The organism is Candidatus Chryseobacterium colombiense, from assembly GCA_029203185.1.
Taxonomy (GTDB): domain Bacteria; phylum Bacteroidota; class Bacteroidia; order Flavobacteriales; family Weeksellaceae; genus Chryseobacterium; species Chryseobacterium colombiense.
This window is the reverse complement of sequence record CP119310.1, coordinates 248,837-266,188: the sequence shown is the minus strand read 5'-3', so window position 1 is coordinate 266,188 and position 17,352 is coordinate 248,837. Positions and strand designations below refer to the sequence as shown.

Annotated in this window: 15 protein-coding genes; 5 read left to right on the top strand and 10 right to left on the bottom strand. The window is 35.5% G+C overall.

The window, feature by feature from the left end; all coding sequences use genetic code 11:
* Positions 1-19 precede the first annotated feature (19 nt).
* Positions 20-724 carry a class I SAM-dependent methyltransferase gene (locus tag P0Y62_01200; protein ID WEK70170.1) on the bottom strand — a complete coding sequence of 235 codons (705 nt, stop codon included), beginning with the start codon at positions 722-724 and terminating at the stop codon, positions 20-22.
* A 190-nt stretch (positions 725-914) separates the two neighbouring features.
* On the opposite strand from P0Y62_01200, the gene P0Y62_01195 reads away from it, so the two are divergent.
* Entirely contained in the window at positions 915-2,054 is a 1,140-nt protein-coding gene (locus P0Y62_01195; GenBank protein WEK70169.1) for a VWA domain-containing protein, read from the top strand.
* 124 nt (positions 2,055-2,178) lie between these two features.
* On the top strand, positions 2,179-3,633 hold the full coding sequence (locus P0Y62_01190) for a sigma 54-interacting transcriptional regulator (GenBank protein ID WEK70168.1): 1,455 nt from the start codon (positions 2,179-2,181) through the stop codon (positions 3,631-3,633).
* Positions 3,634-3,703: 70 nt separating this feature from the next.
* On the opposite strand, the gene P0Y62_01185 is transcribed toward P0Y62_01190, so the two are convergent.
* From P0Y62_01185 to P0Y62_01165, 5 genes are all read right to left on the bottom strand, one after another.
* Positions 3,704-5,917 carry a TonB-dependent receptor gene (locus P0Y62_01185; GenBank protein WEK70167.1) on the bottom strand — a complete coding sequence of 738 codons (2,214 nt, stop codon included), beginning with the start codon at positions 5,915-5,917 and terminating at the stop codon, positions 3,704-3,706.
* 176 nt (positions 5,918-6,093) lie between these two features.
* Positions 6,094-7,686 (bottom strand): MFS transporter, encoded by a 1,593-nt coding sequence (locus P0Y62_01180; GenBank protein ID WEK70166.1) that lies wholly within the window; start codon positions 7,684-7,686, stop codon positions 6,094-6,096.
* Positions 7,687-7,812: 126 nt separating this feature from the next.
* On the bottom strand, positions 7,813-8,934 hold the full coding sequence (locus tag P0Y62_01175) for an HlyD family secretion protein (protein WEK70165.1): 1,122 nt from the start codon (positions 8,932-8,934) through the stop codon (positions 7,813-7,815).
* A gap of 18 nt (positions 8,935-8,952) precedes the next feature.
* On the bottom strand, positions 8,953-10,263 hold the full coding sequence (locus P0Y62_01170) for a TolC family protein (protein WEK70164.1): 1,311 nt from the start codon (positions 10,261-10,263) through the stop codon (positions 8,953-8,955).
* Positions 10,264-10,352: 89 nt separating this feature from the next.
* Positions 10,353-11,198, bottom strand: coding sequence for an AraC family transcriptional regulator (locus tag P0Y62_01165; GenBank protein ID WEK70163.1), 846 nt, complete (start codon positions 11,196-11,198; stop codon positions 10,353-10,355).
* 72 nt (positions 11,199-11,270) lie between these two features.
* Between P0Y62_01165 and P0Y62_01160 the strand changes: the two genes are divergently transcribed.
* Positions 11,271-11,744 (top strand): DUF962 domain-containing protein, encoded by a 474-nt coding sequence (locus tag P0Y62_01160; protein ID WEK70162.1) that lies wholly within the window; start codon positions 11,271-11,273, stop codon positions 11,742-11,744.
* Here the strand turns inward: P0Y62_01160 and P0Y62_01155 are convergent.
* Entirely contained in the window at positions 11,741-12,808 is a 1,068-nt protein-coding gene (locus P0Y62_01155; protein WEK70161.1) for a DUF2891 domain-containing protein, read from the bottom strand. The two genes, P0Y62_01160 and P0Y62_01155, sit on opposite strands and share 4 nt — an antisense overlap.
* 146 nt (positions 12,809-12,954) lie before the next feature.
* Here P0Y62_01155 and P0Y62_01150 point away from each other — a divergent pair, with 146 nt between their 5' ends.
* A complete protein-coding gene (locus P0Y62_01150) occupies positions 12,955-13,830 on the top strand; it encodes a DUF4349 domain-containing protein (GenBank protein WEK70160.1) in 876 nt (291 codons plus the stop codon).
* A 135-nt stretch (positions 13,831-13,965) separates the two neighbouring features.
* Here the strand turns inward: P0Y62_01150 and P0Y62_01145 are convergent, their stop codons facing one another.
* From P0Y62_01145 to dnaA, 3 genes are all read right to left on the bottom strand, one after another.
* A complete protein-coding gene (locus tag P0Y62_01145; GenBank protein WEK70159.1) occupies positions 13,966-14,664 on the bottom strand; it encodes an SAM-dependent methyltransferase in 699 nt (232 codons plus the stop codon).
* Between the two features lie 40 nt (positions 14,665-14,704).
* Positions 14,705-15,151, bottom strand: coding sequence for a low molecular weight phosphotyrosine protein phosphatase (locus tag P0Y62_01140; GenBank protein WEK70158.1), 447 nt, complete (start codon positions 15,149-15,151; stop codon positions 14,705-14,707).
* Between the two features lie 118 nt (positions 15,152-15,269).
* The gene (gene dnaA / locus P0Y62_01135; protein WEK70157.1) at positions 15,270-16,724 is read right to left on the bottom strand and encodes a chromosomal replication initiator protein DnaA; all 1,455 of its coding nucleotides are present in this window, start codon (positions 16,722-16,724) and stop codon (positions 15,270-15,272) included.
* A gap of 136 nt (positions 16,725-16,860) precedes the next feature.
* Between dnaA and P0Y62_01130 the strand changes: the two genes are divergently transcribed.
* Positions 16,861-17,277: a thioesterase family protein gene (locus P0Y62_01130; GenBank protein ID WEK70156.1), complete on the top strand. Its 417-nt coding sequence runs from the start codon at positions 16,861-16,863 to the stop codon at positions 17,275-17,277.
* Positions 17,278-17,352 lie beyond the last annotated feature (75 nt).

Below are 17,352 nucleotides of genomic sequence, written 5' to 3'. Positions count from 1 at the left end.
CTGTCGAAGCATCTAATCATTATTTTTTAGTCAGTCTCGCCAGATAAGCATCTTCATCCTGTAAAATTTTCTCAATTTTAAAACCGTTATTTTCAGCTGCATTTTTCAAGGTATTGAAATCCAGGTACAGCCATTTGATTGGATCTTCCGACTCTCCTTTGTAATGAACAATATAATCCAATTCACCATAATATCCTTCTGCCGGAATATAAACTCCGCCATCTTCATCGCGGTCAAACATATAGAGAATATCCGTACTGTCGATCAGAATCTGCCCTTTTTCATTTAATAAAGAATAAAGCTTTTTAAGATAAATATCAATTACGTTAAGGCTCTGGAAAATCCCTGTTCCGTTCATTAGCAACAGAATCGTGTCGAAAGTTTCTCCGGAAAAATGAAGTACATTTTCAGCAACCGCTTTTTGAATTCCTCTCAGTTTGCAGACTTCAATCGATTTAGGTGAAATATCCAATGCGGTCACCTCAAGATTCCTTTCATTTTGAAGGTATAAAGAATGCGAACCCGCTCCAGCTCCAATATCCAAAACTTTTCCTTTGGACAGTTCTAAAGCTTTTTGTTCAATATCATTCATATCTTCAAAATCACGGAAAAGATAATCCACCGGAAGCTCGTCCAGTTCAGAAATTGAAGTTTCAGTCTGCAAATCTTTTGGATCTTCATCATAATAAAAATCCCAAATTGCACGGCCCATTAAATCTTTCATAGCTGTAAATATGGTTGCAAAGATACTGCGTTCCGAAAAGAAACGAAAAATATATTCTTAAATGAAATATTATTTCTCTTAAAATCATTTTAAATGTTTTATAAGCATCATTAACATTTTCTATTTTCCAGGCACTATTCTTCTTATAATATTTTCCTAACTTGTATCTTTTAAATACAAGAACAACCTCATGACAAATAAAAGTTTTAATGTTCATCAGGGTTTTACTTTCAGTAAGCATGTTCCGGAGGAAATTTCCAATTTCGACAGGGTTTTCGATGTATTCAGAGATTTGCTCATCCACACTTCCGGCGATCTTGAGGAAGCTTTTGAATGGCTCGATATGCTCGACAGAGAATACAATATTTTCGATGATGAATATACCCGTGAAGATTTTGAAGAAGATCTCAAAAAACGTGGCTATATCAAAGCGGAAGATCCTGAAGACGGCAATTCCGGAACCGGAGAAGGTAAAAATGTACTGACTGCCAAGCTGGAAGCTGCTCTTCGTGAATATGCCCTGGATCAGATTTTCGGAAAACTCCAGAAAAGTGGTGTAGGAAATCACCGTACTAACAAAACGGGAATCGGGGATGAACGTGACGGAGAAAACCGGAATTTCCAATACGGAGATGATTTATCAGCAGTAAATATGACTGAAAGCCTGAAAAACGCTCAGATCAACAACGGGATTTCCGATCTCAGAATGACAGAAGACGACCTCATCGTAGAAGAAACTAAACATAAAGCTCAGATGAGCACGGTTTTGATGATAGACATCAGTCATTCCATGATTCTGTATGGTGAAGACCGGATTACTCCTGCGAAAAAAGTCGCTATGGCTTTGGTGGAATTAATTAAACGAAAATATCCAAAAGATTCCATTGATATTATTGTTTTCGGAAATGAAGCATGGCCAATTAAAATTAAAGACCTTCCCTATTTACAGGTTGGACCTTATCATACGAATACGGTAGCCGGATTGGAATTGGCAATGGATATTCTTAGAAGAAAAAGAAACACCAACAAGCAAATCTTCGTGATTACCGACGGAAAACCAAGCTGCCTAAAATTACCGAATGGGGAATACTATATGAACAGCGTAGGACTCGATGAAAGAATTGTTTCCGAATGTCTTCATAAAGCAGCACAGGCAAGAAAACTGAAAATTCCGATCACTACCTTTATGATTGCACAGGATCCTTATCTCCGAAAATTTGTTGAGATCTTTACCGCTCAAAACAAAGGAAAAGCTTTCCTTACAGGACTTTCTGGATTAGGACAGATGATTTTTGAAGATTACGAAAAGAATAGAATTAAAAGGATTTAAAAGAGCCAAGGAAAAAGGAAAAAGATAAAAGTTAATCGTCTTTACAAACCAAAATAAACAGTTAGTTAAATCTAATTAGGACGTTAATTAATACTGCTATATAAAACATTATATCATTAAACAAATGAAAAAAGATACAACATTTAAAGAACTAAAAAAATCAGGATATATAGACAGAACCATCAATCAGGAAATTCAGGCTAATTTAATTGCTAAAATCAAAGCAAAAGAACCTGTTTTTGAAGGACTTTACGGCTATGAAGACACCGTGATTCCGCAATTGAAAAAAGCAATTCTGGCAGGTCATCACATTAATCTTTTGGGATTGCGCGGACAGGCAAAAACAAGAATTGCCAGAAGCATGGTAAATCTTCTGGATGAATATATGCCGATAGTAAAAGGTTCTGAAATTAACGACAGTCCGTTTCAGCCGATTTCAAAATATGCGAGACACCTGATTGCGGAACTTGGTGATGAAACACCGATTTCATGGGTTCACCGTTCAGACCGGTTTTTTGAAAAACTGGCAACTCCTGATGTAAATATTGCAGATTTAATTGGAGACATCGATCCTATTAAAGCAGCGACTTTAAAATTACCTTATTCTGACGAAAGAGTTTTGCATTATGGAATGATTCCAAGAGCCAACCGCTCGATTTTTGTCTTGAATGAATTACCCGATCTGCAGGCCAGAATTCAGGTTTCTTTGTTTAATATTTTACAGGAAGGAGATATTCAGATCAGAGGTTTTCAGTTGAGAATGCCTTTGGATATTCAGTTTGTATTTACTGCAAACCCTGAAGATTATACTAACAGAGGAAGCATTGTAACACCTTTAAAAGACAGAATCGGTTCTCAAATCTTCACTCATTATCCGAAAACTGTTGAGCTTGCCAAACAAATTACTGAACAGGAAGCTTTAATTTCTTCAGAAGACCGGGACAAAATTCAGATCTCCAATTTGGCAAAAAATCTTTTGGAAGAAGTCGCTTTTGTGGCCAGAGACAGTGAATATGTAGATGCAAAAAGCGGAGTGAGTGCAAGACTGACGATCAGTGCTATGGAAAATCTTTTTGCAGCAGCTAAATTACGTCTTTTGGAAACCGGTTCAGAAAAAACAGGCGTCCGTCTTTTAGATTTCATGTCTATTATTCCTTCCATTACCGGAAAAATAGAACTGGTATATGAAGGAGAACAGGAAGGTGCAGATCATGTCGCTAAAATTCTGATCGATCAGGCTATTATGAGGTTGTTTGAGGATATTTTCCCGCGTATTTCAAAATTGGAAAAAGAGGGCATTAAAACTCCATACACAGACTTGATTCAATGGTTTTCTAAGAATCAGCTGGAGCTAAATTATGCAGATACGGATAAGGAATTCTATGCTAAACTGAATAAGATACAACCACTTACAACAGTTGTTGAAGAAAACGCCTCTGAATTGAGTAAAGAAGATCAAAACTTCTGCAAAGAAGTTGTTTTATGGGCTTTAACGATCAGCAAAAAATTAGACAAATCAGAAAATCAGGCAGATTACACCTTTGATTCAGCGGATGTAAGACAGTATTTTCGTAATTAAAAATTACATGATCAACTCAAAAAAAAACAGACTTCCCGGTAAAGAAGTCTGTTTTTTATTTTATATAGAATTAAAATTCAAAAGTATAGGAAAGATTATATGTTCTTCCTCTTCCTTTATAGTTGAACAATTCAGGAAGTCCGTATGAAGAATATAACACCTGGGAACGCTTGCTCCAGATTGTCTGATAATCTGTATTGAAGATATTCTGAATTCCTAAATTAAATTTTCCGCAACTGAATCGGTAACCTGCCATCAAATCGGATGTATTATAGCCGTCAATCTCATTATTAATATCATCCCTCAGCTTGAAATTTTGCAGAGACTGGAATCTGAATGACCAGTTTTCGATATTATAACCAATATAGGTCACCAATTTTGATGGAGAAGCATTGTAAATTTCCTGCTTTTGCCATTCGCCTTTGTTATCTACCTGAGATTGGATCAGCAATCCGCTGGCTCCGAAATATACTCCGTTATTCATGCTGTATAAAACCTCAGCTTCAATTCCCATATTTCTTAATTTCAGGTCATTCACCAAAATCTGGAAAGTAGTTCTGTCTACCGTAATATTTTTATCAGAAGTGCTTAAGAATCCGGCAATCTGACCTCTCAATCCACCTTTACTGATACGGTACCCCACTTCAAACTGATTGGTTTTAATCGCCTGTAAAGGTTGCTCTTTTACGTTGATACTCGAAGTGACATCCCAGTTTCCTGTGCCTGCATTAAGAGCATACACTCCAATTCCGTAGTATTTTGAAGGGTCTGCCAAACTTACTCCTTGTGAGAAAGTTCCCCAAACCTGATGCTGTTCGTTAAACCGGTACAGCAATCCTGCATTGGCAAGAGTCACATTATAAGAACTTTTTCCTCCCGGAATGGCAGAAGCAGATGTTCCGTATCCCATAGCAACCAGAGTTTGCTGTTGTGATCCAATGAAATCGTCTACTTTTACATTCATATTCTGGTATCTTACTCCTCCATTAAGCTGTAATTTTGGAAGAATATTGTATTTCGCCTGAACATATCCTGCATAGCTTTCCGAATGGTTGGTTGGATACCTTCCCAGACTGTATTGGGTTTCATTAATTAATCCACCACTCGACATTGTTTTAGCAATATCATATACGGATTGATTTCCTTCAAACTTCTCAATATCTATGTCCACTCCATAGGTTACATTCAGTCCTCTCCATGATTTTGATAGCAAGGCTTTTAATCCCGAATAAAAAGTATTTTGCTGTGAAGAAGACATATAGGAAGTCGTTGCTGGTAACTTTACGGTTCCAGGAAACGGATAAAAACCTAATTTCTCACCTCTTGTTGCCAACTGCACATATAGATCCTGACCTCCTAAAATATTATTCCCATTATAGGTTAAGGTTCCCATATACCGTTCTGTTCCGATATTTTTATCTGATGAAAAACCATCTCTCATCTCCAGCAGACTTGCATTTTTTGTAGTAAAAGCGGCAAGATTCTGACCTAAATATAAGCTGCGATCTCCATTAAATTTAGAATTGTAATACTGGACAGAAGCTGTAATTTTATGATTGTTATTAAACTTATACCCTCCCGTAGCCAAGATATCCAATGACTGGTTGTATTGAAGATCTGTCTGGGTAATATCTGTAAGAATCTGTTTCTGATCTGCTCCGTAAACTCCACCGTTTTGCTGATAGGCAACTCCTAATCTCCCAAAAAGCTTCTCTCCTTTTGCTGCAATCGATTGTGCTGCACGGAAATCATGGTCATCACTTCCCATAAATCCGGTACGAACTCCTACCTCGGTTTCACCGCTAATTCCTTTTTTCGAAGGAACTTTCGTAATGATATTTATGATCCCTCCTGTTGCATTTCCTCCATAAATAGAGCTTGCACCGGAAAGCACCTCAATTCTTTCAATATTAAAAGGATCAATCGCATCAAGCTGTCGGCTGATGGTACGGATACTGTTCAATGAGACCCCGTCAATCATGATTAAAGCAGAACGTCCACGCATATTTTGTCCGTAATTGGTTCTTCCCTGTGGACCAATATCCATACTCGGAATTAAAATAGACAACATTTCTTTAATGGGAACTCCACTCTTTACCTGCTCCTGAATTTTCTCTTTCTGAACCACCCAGACCGTTCCCGGAATTTCTGAGATTTTCGTAGGTTTTCTTGAAGCTACAATAACTACATCCTCAATATTTCTAGAGCTTATAGAATCTGGAGTCGTTTGAGAAAATACAGCTCCAGAAATCAATAAAGCGGCAACAACATAATGCTTTTTCATTCTTCTTAATTAAATTTTAAAAATAAGCTCAAAAATAATTTTTATTTAGAAGAAATAAAAATAAAAGAGTATGAAAAATTTCATATTATTAAATAACTGTTTAAATTTTAGCTGTAAAAAAGTAAAACCCCATCTTACAATAAAATGGAGTTTTACAGGTGAAAAACAAGGTATCTTTATAATGCAGGACCTGCTGCATCTTTTATTTCATGTAACAATCTTTTTCTTTCCCGAAGTCTTTTTCTCGCCAAAGCTGATTTTCCGCTTAATATTTTAACAAATCTTGCATATTCGAAACGTTCTTTTCCAAAATGATGCGTAAAAACATAGATTAAAACTCCGATTCCTGCCAGAATAATATATCCGAATATTTTTTTAATTGCTACAATAATGGCATTGAGCTGAATTGCTTTTAAACCTACTGCTGCATTTTGAGGAGAAACAGTCATTCCGTCCATATAAACAGCCAGATCACCAATGGCAACCACCTGAAAATGATACAGAAACCATGAATAAAGCGCAGAGAAAAATCCAACAGCCAAAAATGTTCTCCAAACCAATACCAATCCGATAGCAGCCAACATATCATCCATTTCCAGCTTATCCAATGTATAAAACCAAACGGAAATAAAAAGTGAACCCATTCCGTATCCTTTCAGGAACATCGGTAAATACCAGTTTTCATAATTGAATTCCAGCACCATAGAAAAATACATTACGATCGCATATCCCACCATGGCCGCAAAACCGGAAAAGATAAACATCTTCAAGGGAATTTCTTTTTTAAACCAGATAATGGCCATTATTCCGGCTACAATAAGCCCGGGAATCATCAATATATTCAATTTGGCATTTGTCAGCTGATCATAGCCCAAAACTCCCACCGCAAAAGAATTCTGAATCGTAGTTGTTCCCAAAAACATTCCTAACATAAAAAGCATGAACAATCCGTGCTGAACATTATTTTTAGTGAATATTTTAAAGGATAAATAAGGTCTTTTTAAAGTAAGCTGACGAATCGCTAACAAAGCAAAACTCGAGAAAGCTGCTATACTTGCATTGATAATATTTTTTGAATTGAGCCAATCCTGCTGTTTTCCGAATGAAAAGACATAGGCTGAAAACATAAATGTGGAAACGAAAAGCAATATACTCAGCCAGTCAATATAATGTAATGGAACTTTTAGGGCAAAGTATTTATCATGCATAAAAACCCAATGCACCAAAGCAAGCACAAAGCACGCGACCGCCATAATGACATAAAAATGTTGCCAGTTATAATTAATCGAAACCTGTGCTGCATAATATCCTGAAATCTGATTGAGCACTAAAACAAATGTATAAAACGCACCATAAAACATTCCCCGGTTGCCGATCATTGCCATTAATGGTAAAAACAGTTCTATCGTTACCATCATTTTTAAAAACCCGATACATAAAGAGGAAAACACAAAGATCATCGGATCAAGGGTGGTTGAATTGAGGTAGCTCAGCAATCCCAAAAGCACCAGTAAAACAGTCATTTTATCCCTAACCTTAAATCTCATTTTCATTCTGAGAACAACCGGCATACACGCTCCCATTCCTATGGTTGTTGCATAATTCGCCCACATGAAATATTCCGTCATCGCACCGGTTCCGCTTACTACATAGCTGATATTTCCCACGTAAACTCCACCCAATGGCATCACTACGGCAAGAAGCAATACAATCAGTAAAAGCTGTACAGGTTTCGGAACCCAGTCGTTATATAATCCTTTGTTATACATATTTGTAGATTTTAACTAAGAGCCAAGTAAAAGGTAAAAAGATTAAAGTATTGCGTAGATGATGAACTCATATCAATCTTTACACATTTTTTAATTCACTGAATCTCACTTTTTACTTGTTTCTTTTTACTTTTTACCTTCAAAACTCACATTCACATTCATTCCCGCGCTCAGCTTATCAATATCTTCTTTTTTGTTGGAAGCCGTAAACTCAATTCTCACAGGAATCCTCTGCTGCACTTTAATGAAGTTTCCGGTTGAATTATCTGTCGGAACATTTGAATACCTTGAACCCGTTGCTGCGGAAATCGCAGTTACTACCCCTTCAAACTTTTGTCCGCCCAAAGCATCCGCTGTCATCATCATTTTTTCACCGATTTTAATATTGGGCATCTGGCTTTCCAAAAAGTTGGCAGTTACCCATTTTTGTCCGTTTAAAACTATCGTTGCCACTTGTTGTCCCGGTTGTATCAATTGCCCTTCAGAAATCGTTCTTCTTCCCATTACTCCATCATAAGGCGCTGTAATTACCGTATATGATAAATTAATTTTCGCCATATCCAAAGCAGACTTTGTTCTCTTAATTTCGGCGTCATTAATTCCTAATTTGCTTTTCACTTCCGTTGTAGAAAGGTTTGCAGACTGTTTTTGGTTCACCAAAGTTTCATAGGCTGCCTTTTGGGCATCATACTCAGTTTTTATCTGATCATATTGCTGTCTTGTCACCGCTTCCGAAGCCAGAAGATTTTTATATCGAATCAAATTTTGTTCAGCATTCCAAAGTCTTGCTTTTGCGCCGGCAATGTTAGATTCCATCACATTAACATTGTTTGAAACCGTATTTACTGATGAGCTTGTTGCCGTTCTTTGAGCCAAGGCATTTTGATAAGCGGCTTCAGCCTGACCAAGTTGCGTTAGAATTTCACGGTTATCAAGAATTACCAAGGTATCTCCTTTTTTAACCTTCTGGTGTTCAATGAATTTTATTTCTTTGATATAAGCAGAAACTCGGGTATTGATCGGGTTAATGAATTCCTCTACTTGTGCCGCTTCAGTATAAGTTTTATCTCCAATATGAAAATATTCACGAACCAGCCAGAATAATCCCAAACCGATCACCAAAAAGACAATAACATTTGAAATGATAGCCCTGATTTTATTCTTTTTATTTTCTTTCTTTTTTGCTACAGCACTTGACTGTACAGGTACTGAAGATGTATTTTGAGTATTTTGTTCCTTGTTTTCCATTGTTTTCAGTTTTAAAAATTAAAGAGTTCCTGTAGATTTCAGAAGATTGTAATATTGATACAGTACGTTGATTTCCGCATTGGCATAATCCAGCTCCGATTGAAGCTTCTGGTTTTGCGCATCAATCATTTCTGCCTGTACTGCTAATTGGTTCAAATATTTAGCTTCCGTAATCTTATAGTTTTCTTCAGCCAATTTTTTAGCATCATTCAGAATATCTGCCTGTTGAATAGATTCCTGATATTTTACATAGGCAGCATTCACAGCCATATCAATATTCTGTTGTGTTAACGTCATTGCATCATTCGCCTGCGTTTTCTGCAGCTCTCCCAGCTTTACTCTTTCTTTCGTTTTATATAAATTATCAATATTATAGCTTAAAGAAACTCCTGTTTGCCAACCTCCGGAATACATATCCAAAACAGGATTTCTCGTGGTAATCGGTCTTTGTAAAGTATATCCTCCAAAACCGGCAACCGTAGGCATTTTATCTGTTTTTATAATTTCAATATTTTTTTCCGCAACGTCCATATTTGTTTTCGCAGATTTCATTAAAGGATTGCTTTCATGGGCAAGATTTATATAATATTCCATTCCGATTCCGGCCTCTTTGTTCCCTAAACTTTCAATCGGGATAATCTCGGTATCAGTCGGTAATCCCAAAGCAATACTTAAATTATAATTGAGAATTTTCTTATTATTCACCAAAGTCAAAATTCCCTGATCCAAATTTTTGATGGCCAGTTCACCACGAATCACTTCATTTCGGGTAACCATTCCCTGCTGATAAAATTTCTGGATATTTTTTAACCTTTCCTGAGCCAATCTTTTGTTGTTCTGAAATACTTCATGTTGATTTAATATCTTATAAACATCCAGATAGTTGGAGATCACCAAAAATTTCACATCCTGTTTATTTTTTTCTAAATCTAATTTTGAAAGCTGCTCGCGAAGTCCGGCCAGTTCAATAGATTTATTCACTAATCCTCCTTTGAAGATCAGCTGCGTAGCCTGGACTGCATACGAACTTCCGTAATGAGGCATCGGAATATTGGTGGAATTGGAAAAATCTTTATCGATTGCCACTGCATCCCCTAAATAAAATTGACTTGTAGAAGCGGTTATTGTAGGAAGTTTCTGAAGTTTTGCAACATTAGTATTCTGTTTGGCAATATCGATATTCTGTGCCGAGACTTTTAGCTGCTGATGATTTTGCACGGCGAGTTCGGCCACCTCATTCGCTGTCATCTGTTTTATTTCTTGCGAAAAAAACAGCGTAGGAAATAATGCTATCACTAGTGATAGCGCTGTTTTTACGTTCTTTACCATTTTACCTTGTTTTACGAATACAAAGTTATGGCGTTCAAAAACTCAAACAAATGTTTGAGAATTGGAAAAAGATGTTCAAATGTAAGATTTTAATTCTCGAACTGATACCTGTATTGGGTTGGACTTTCGCCTAAATGTTTCTTAAAAAAATGAGAAAACGAGTACTGATCGCTAAATCCAAGAATTGAAGAAATCTCCGAAACTGTTTTATTTGAAGAGTTTAAAAGCACTTTAGCCTCATTAATTACAACTAAAGCAATAATTTGACTTGCAGACTTTCCTGTAATGGACTTGATAACTGATGAAAGATGTCTGGTTGTAATCGACTGACGTTCGGCATAAAATTCAACCGACCGTTCCGTAAGATGATGTTCCGCGAGGTCGGTCAGAAATACAAAAACAATTTCCTCCTGCCTTGACATCTGGTTCATCGAACTGTTGTCTTCTTTGGAAATAATTCCCGCCATCTGATAACAGAAAACAGAAAAAAGGTGTTCCACCATTTCTTTTTTGTACATCATTTCCGTTTCCGAATCAAGGATGTATTTAAGAAAATTCACACTTTTCCAAATCACATCCATTTCATCCTGATGAAAAGGAACACCGATATTCATTTGCTGCCTGAAGTAACGGTAGGTTATTAATCTATTGAACTTTAGTGATAAAGCCGAAATAAATTCACGTTTATAGGAAACCATTCTCGACTGAAAATCATCACTCACTGAAACTACTTCGTAAATTGTTTGCGGATCTGTTACCATAAACATATTCGCAGAAAGCTCCAAATCACGAAAATGCTGCTTCAGCTTTATGGTACCTGTTTTAATGAAAATGAATGCCGGATTTTCAGGTCGGAAAGGTTTATCGACAGCAATTCTCTCGAATATATTATGTTGTGTAAAAATATCAACTCCGAATTTTTCTAAGGCAGACATAACACAAATGTAAGCAAAGTCTTGAGCGATTGCAAAAATTTATTATTTTAGTATTTTACAAAATAGCCTGATATGAGAAAGATTGATTTGCTACTTGCCGAATATGGCGATAGCCACAGAAACTCTACTAACAAACTGATTCATTGGATCTGTGTTCCCTTGATCTTCTGGACTATTTTAGGGTTTATTTCCTATATCCCTACTCCCAATATGTACCTGAAATATTTTGGTTTTCTAAGCATTGCAAGCTTCATCGCTCTGGTTCTTGTAACTATTTTCTATTTCAGATTATCATGGAGAATTGCACTCATCATGATTTTTGTAATGCTTTTAATGGAACATTTTGTTTCTTTAGCCAACGTCACCTTCGGAGCAAAATCATGGATGTTTTACCTGGCCGTATTTATCATCACCTGGATTTTACAATTTGTAGGACATAAAATTGAAGGCAAAAAACCGTCTTTTCTGAAAGATTTACAATTCCTTCTGATTGGTCCGATCTGGTTATTAAGCTTTATTCTTAAAAAGCTTGGAATAAGGTATTAATCTTCTAAAGCATAGACTGCAAAACTTGCCAGCCAATGATCGCCGCCGTAATTCCCCTGGAAAAGTAGCGGAAGTCCATTCTTTAAAAATATGTTGGCTGTTTTTTGAAATTCTTTTTTCAATGGATGATTATCCGGAAGAGATTTTGCAATTCCTTTCATACACCATGCTTTTGAAAAAGACAGCCCTACTAAATGCACGGTTTGATAGTCACTCAGATCACTTACTACAGGAATTTTTTCAATATTCTCAAGGCTTCGTTTTTCGTAGAATGTATTGAGCCACTTTACAAATTCGTTTTGAGGCAGAACTCTTCTCATCAAATCTGCAATTTCTAAACTCGGCGAAAAGAAATCCGATCCATCCGGTTCAAGATAAGCTGGAGTTTTTGTATTATTTAAATAAAAATATTTTGCTTTTTCTATCAGTTGACTCTCGAAAGTTTTATCACCTGTCGCTCTTGCCCAATCCAAAGCAAAGACCATGGCAAATGCTGTATTAGGATGGACTCCTGTTCTGTTTGGATAGGTCTGTTTAGGTAAAAAAGTTTTCCAAGAGCTCAAAATCTTATCCGTTAAAGGTTTTAAATTCTGGTGCCAGATTTTGGCTTTTGGATGATTCCAAGTTGCCAATTCTTCATCCAACTTCAGTAACCAAGCCCAACCGTATGTTCTTTCAAAAGTTGCGGTTAATTCATATTTTGTAAAATAATCCGCCTCTGTCTGAAGGTTCTCTTTTTTGAAGGAATTATCAAGAAGGTTTTCAATGTCTTTTGTAATGGATAAATCCGGTTTTGTTTTTAACAAACGAACCAGCATCCAATGTCCATGAACAGAGCTATGCCAGTCAAAACACCCGTAAAAGCTCGGATGCAGATCTTTTGGACTCAAAGTAACTTCACCAGCATTATTAATAATATGGGCGGTTTTATTCGGATACTCCTGATTGATACAGTGAAGCGGTTTTTCGGATAATTTGATCGCCATTTCATTGGTCAGTTTCGGAACTTCCTGAGCATAGAGTAAAAACGGAGAACATATAATGGCTAAAAGATGCTTTTTCATTCAATAAAAATATAAAATAAATTCAATTTTAAGTATTTGATCGCTCTAACAATGAGAAATCACATCAATTTTAGGAAATTATTAAAAAATTGAAATAAAAATTAATTTTTCGCATGCTTTTTGATAAAAATATCCAAACTTTATGTATGAAAAAATTATCTATCTTATTATTTTGTTTACTTATTATCGGCTGTAAAAGATCTGAAAATATTGCTAAAGAAGAAGTTCATGCTGACTTATCTGAGGTTCTACAGGAAGATAAAGTAGCTGCAGTTAGCACTGTTGCGTCATATGCATCTCATCCATCAGAGAAAGCTGCTTCAGAAAACAAAACTTCATCTTCAACCCAAAGAATTGATACTATTTCCAAGAAAATTATTAAAAATGGAGATATGAGAATCCAGGTCGGAGATATTAAGAAATCGCAGGATCAGATCAATGAGATTATAAAAAACAATCAGGCATATATTCAAAAGGAAGAGTTTCAGAATACAGATATAGATGAAAATTTATACATTACCATCAGAGTTCCCCATAAAAACTTTGACATCCTTGTAAATTCTTTTTCCAACGGCGTGGGTTCTGTTTTATCTAAAAATATATCTTCAAATGATGTAACAGAAGAATATACCGATGTTTCCATAAAATTAGCCAACAAAAAAATTTACCTTGAAAAGTACCGCGATATGCTGAAAAATGCGGCGACCACAAAAGATATGCTGGAAATTCAGGAAAAAATACGGGAACTTGAAGATGAGATCGATGTATCAGAAGGCAGATTACGTTTTATTGACGACCGGGTAAATTACAGTACATTAAACCTAAATTTATACAAGGAAAAAATAAGAAGCTCCGCGACATCAAAAATTGGTTTTGGAAGCCGTTTTGGAGATTCTGTTACGGAAGGTTGGAATAGCTTTGTTGCTTTTGTCTTAGGAATTATTTCGCTTTGGCCATTCTTTTTATTGATACCTGTTTTTATTTTCCTTTGGAGAAAATGGAAAAGCAGAAAGAAGAAATAATATCTGTTTTTATTAACCTGCAATAAACTATCCTCAGTTTAGTTTGTCATTCTGAATGAAGCAAAGCGTAATGAAGAATCTTTAATTACACTTGAGATTCTTCCTTCGTCAGAATGACAGTTAAACTTTTCTGTATTATTTACCTAAAACAAATACAGCAGGAATTTTATGAAGTTCCGGTTTTTGTTTTTGCCAGTCTTTAATAGTTTTTGTCTTGATAAATTCTAGCTCGGGATCATTAATATTGGCAGCAATACACAACTTTGTATTAGGTGATAAAAACTTCGTCAGATCTTCAAAAAGCTGATTATTCCTGTAAGGAGTTTCCATAAAAATTTGGGAATATCCTGTTTTTTGAACTAAACTTTCCAGGTGTAAAATCTGTTTTTTCTTTTCGCTTTTATCGATTGGAAGGTATCCGTTAAATGTAAACTCCTGCCCATTAAAACCACTTGAAATAAGGGCTAAAATAATGGATGAGGGTCCAGAAATCGGGATTACTCTGATATTTTTCTCATGACACCACTTCACCATTAAATTTCCAGGATCTGCAATACAGGGAAGTCCTGCTTCTGAAAGCAATCCAAAATCCCGACCTTTCAGCATTAATTGTTGTGCTTCTTTAATATCTGCATTTTCTGTGTATTTATCTAAAAGAAAAAGTTTTAAATCAGACTGTTTTTTCTCAGGAGCAAAAAATTTGACAACTTTTCTTGCCGTTTTTTCATTTTCTACGAAGAAGTAATCGGTCTGCATGATGTATTCTTTGATCACAGGTGAAAAATGTGTGATAGATGTATTTTCTGAAAGATAAGCGGGAAGTAAAACAAGCATACTATTGAATTATTGTAATGTTGATCTATAAATTACGATTTTAAAGCAAATTCTCTGCAATCTTATTGCAGCCTTTCTCTAATAACTGAAAAACCTCTTCGAAATCTTTCATATCTCCCCAATACGGATCGGGAACTTCTGTATGGTTATGATCTCCTGCCGCTTCTAAAAATAAGGATATTTTTTGTCTTTGTTCTTCGTTTTTAGCCTTTGAGACCACATCCGCTAATACATTAGCATCCATACAATAGATTTTATCAAAATTTTCAAAATCCAGGATTGTAATAGGTCTTGAGCGCTGTTTTGAAATATCTATCTTATGGTTTGCTGCTGTTTTTATAGTTCTTTTATCCGGATGCTCTCCTTCGTGCATGGAAATTGTACCCGCAGAATCCACTATAAAGCTGTCAGGAAGCTTGGTTTTCATAATTCCTTCTGCCAAAGGACTTCTGCATATATTTCCCAAACATACCATTAGTATTTTCATGTATATTTATTTAGAAATTAAAAGAATTAGTGATGAGAAAAACTTTAATTAGGCAAAACTAAACAAAAAATGAAGAATAGGTCATATTCTTCATCTCTTGTATTTAATTTAAATTATTTTAGTGCTTGATTCTTTCGGTAAGTTCTTTAACGTATTTTTTAACTTCCTTATCGATTTTTGACACATCTTTTATCGTTTCGCAGGCATACATTACCGTAGAGTGGTCTTTTCCACCCATTTCCTCACCAATTTTAGTAAAAGTAGCATTGGTAAATTCTTTAGCGAAATACATTGCCAATTGTCTTGGAAGAGCGATCTCTCTTTTTCTAGTTTTAGATAAAAGCTGCTCTCTCTTAATTCCAAAATAATCGCAAACCACTTCCTGAATGAAAGGAATATTGATCACTTTCTTCTGGTTCGCTGCAATCTTATTGATGGTATCTTTTAATAATTCTAAACTTAAGTCAGACTTATAAATTGTAGAGTACGCAATTACCGAATTTATCACCCCAATAAGTTCTCTTACGTTTGTCTTTGCTTCTGCAGCAAGGAAATCAAGCATATCTTCAGTAAGAACGATACCGTCTCTGCTTAATTTGTCTTCAATGATTTTCTTACGGGTTTCTAAATCCGGAGATTTTATTTCTGCAGAAAGTCCCCATTTGAAACGGGAAACAATTCTGTCCTGAATATCCATAATATCTGCAGGAGCCTTATCTGAAGTAAGGATAATCTGTTTTCCATTCTGATGCAGATAGTCAAAAATATGGAAGAAACTATCCTGTGTTGCAGATTTTCCTGACAGGAACTGAATATCATCGATGATCAGTACATCTACCATCTGATAAAAGTTCGCAAATTCTGTCTGTTTATGCGCTTTTGCCGCCGAGATAAACTGCTGGATAAATTTTTCAGAAGATAGATATAAAACTACTTTATCTGGAAACTGGCTTTTTACTTCAAGTCCTACAGCCTGACCTAAATGCGTTTTTCCAACTCCATAACCTCCATATAAAAACAACGGGTTAAAAGCTGTTGCACCTGGTCTTTTGGCAATAGACCTCGCCACTGTAGCAGCAAATTTATTACTTTCCCCTTCTACATAGTTTTCGAAAGAAAAATCCGATTTTAGATTAGAATCTATATTTACTTTTTTAATTCCTGGAACCACAAAAGGGTTAACTATGTTTGAAGAGAAACCTTGCGGCATAGTCTCCTGAACTTTTGGAGTAGGAACTGTTTTTCCTTTCATATTCATTGTAACAGGCTTTTCTAAACCAACCGGCTTATTTTCCATTACAGAATACCAAAGTTTTACACCTTTTCCTATATTTTTCTTCAGGGCAGCAGAAAGCAGGGACAGGTAATTATCCTCAATATATTCTTTGTAAAAATCACTCGGAACCATCAACGTAAGATTATTGTCAACCAAAGAAATTGGCTGCACTTTGTCAAACAGTAAGTCGAAAGATTTTTCCAGTTTTTTAAGATCAGAATTATCTTCAGCTGCGTTAAGATTATCACGCATAAACTGAAGGCATTTCTGCCATATCATCATTAAATTTTCATCCATATTTATGCCCTGATTAATTCTTTGTTAGTATTATTTTTAGAAGGAAGACAAAGGTCCAATTTTTTATTTTCAAAAAAAAATATTGCAGGTATTGATTATTTAAAAATATATTTGTATGTATAATTTAGACCGAAAAATGATACATACAACACACTCAATACGAGTACGTTACGGAGAAACAGACCCTATGAAATATGTCTATTATGGCAACTATGCAGAGTACCTAGAATTAGGCAGAGTCGAATTATTTCGCAGTATAGGGATGTCTTATAATGAGATTGAAAATCAAGGAATTTGGCTGCCCGTTTCTGAGTATAAAATTAAGTATCTAAAACCTGCTTTATATGATCAAAAATTAGAAATTCATACTTACCTGAAAAAAAAGCCGGGAGTAAGAATAGAATTTGAATATGAAATTTACAATGAAGACCAGGTAAAATTAACTGAAGCTTCTACCACTCTATTCTTCCTATCAGCTGAAACGAATAAAATCATTAAATGTCCTGAATTTTTAATGGATCTTATTAACAAAAACTGGAACCAAAATAAATAAGAAAGGAATCCCTAACTAAGATATTTGAGGCTGTTTCGAAAAAGTAAATACTTTTCTGGGAATCCTAAAGATCAA